Below are 1,670 nucleotides of genomic sequence, written 5' to 3'. Positions count from 1 at the left end.
ATCCATGGCGCTGCACACCTCCACAATAGCCCATTGCAACCGTCGGGCGCGCTCTCTACCCGGTACCTCACGTAATCGCAGCAATTTATCGTAAACATGGATATGCTAGAAGGACAGGTCATTCACTTGAGAGCGTTACGAGTGTTGAAGGCCTCTGTGGCGGAGTGTCGAAGGCCATGGATGGCCTTCGTCAAGCCCTCATGGATGAGCTCGTCGCGTCTCCGCCACAGAGGCCTTCAATGCTCAAGCGAAGCAAGTGAATGACCTGTCCTTCTCTGCTTTAATAGGTGGTGATTATGTATGATCCTTTGGTTAATGCGCCTCCGGGGCCTCATGATGCTCCTGAGCCTAGTTATTGGCAGCAGCATACGCAGGCCAATTTTCCGGAGTGTGTTGATGCGCCGGAGGAAGTGGAGTTTGCTGTTGTTGGAGCTGGGTATACTGGCTTAAACGCAGCCCGGGTTCTGGCTGAAAACGGGCACTCTATTGCGGTGTTTGAGGCTAACCAATTAGCCTGGGGGTGTTCCTCCCGTAATGCCGGCTTTGTAATGAAAAGTACCGGTAGACTGGGCTTGTCAGCCTGGGCTGAACGCCTGGGCAACGAAGTTGCGCAAGGCATTGCCGCCGAACACCAGAAAGCGCTGAAGCTGGTTGAGGAAACGGTACAGGAGTGCCCTCAGCATTGTCAGCGCCAAAACGGTGGTTATCTGAAAATAGCGCATAAACCCGGCGCCATTGATCCGTTAAAGAAACAGTATGACCAGCTCAAACAATTTAACCAGCCGGTGGAATGGCTGACGCAAGAGCAATTGAGCAACCTGGTTTCCAGCCCGCAGGCTCATGCGGCTTTACGCTTCACCGACTGTTTTGCTCTGAACCCTATGTTATTAGCTGCCGCCACCGCCCGACGGGCCGTTGCAGCCGGTGCGCTGTTAGTTGAGCATTGCCCGGTAACAAAGGCGGTGTCGCTTGGCGGCAAAGGCGTGTATTTGCAAACCGCTAAAGGCGCTGTACGCGCCCGTAGGCTGTTAGTTTGTTCTAACGGCTATACCTCAGGGCAATTACTTCCGGAGCTTGCCAGTCGCTCGCTACCGGTACTGTCGAGCATTATTACCACCCCACCTCTGAGTAAAGAACAAGTTGAAAGCATTAAGCTGTCACCCCAGTACGCCATAATGGATACTCGCATACTGAAGTACTACTTCCGCTTACTGCCGGATAACCGCTTATTGTTTGGCGGCCGTGGTGCCATTCAAGGAAAAAGCGCCGCCGATGCTGTTTATGCTAAGCGTCTGCTAACGGCTCTGCACCAGACCTTTCCGCAACTGCGGGATATCAACAAATGGGAACACTTCTGGAGTGGCTGGGTTAGCGTGTCACTGGACGATTACCCGCGGATAGGCAAAGTGAAAGATAATATCTACGCCAGCATGGGTTACTGCGGCGCCGGTGTTAGCTTTACCGCCTTAGCAGGCCAGCGACTGGCAGAAGCCGCCATGGAACGACCCCTGCCCGAGCTACCGTACTACCAGTCACAACTAAAGCCCTTCCCACTGCCGCGCTTCCGCCGCCTGGGCCAATGGCTCTACTACCACTACGGCCGCCTACTCGACTGAGACGGGACAGGCTATTCACTTGTTTCGCTTGAGCATTGAAGGCTTCTGTGGCGG

General features: G+C 54.3%; 1 protein-coding gene. It reads left to right on the top strand.

The genetic code is table 11. From position 1 onward, the window contains the following. The first annotated feature begins 296 nt into the window (after window positions 1–296). A complete protein-coding gene (locus B3180_RS12755; RefSeq protein WP_286844942.1) occupies window positions 297–1,616 on the top strand; it encodes an NAD(P)/FAD-dependent oxidoreductase in 1,320 nt (439 codons plus the stop codon). The last annotated feature ends 54 nt before the right edge of the window (window positions 1,617–1,670 follow it).

The sequence above is a fragment of the Idiomarina sp. UBA4206 genome, assembly GCF_002383015.1.
In the GTDB taxonomy this organism is placed as follows: Bacteria; Pseudomonadota; Gammaproteobacteria; order Enterobacterales; family Alteromonadaceae; genus Idiomarina; species Idiomarina abyssalis.
Note: the sequence above shows the minus strand (reverse complement) of the source record. Positions and strands in the feature narration are given on the sequence as shown.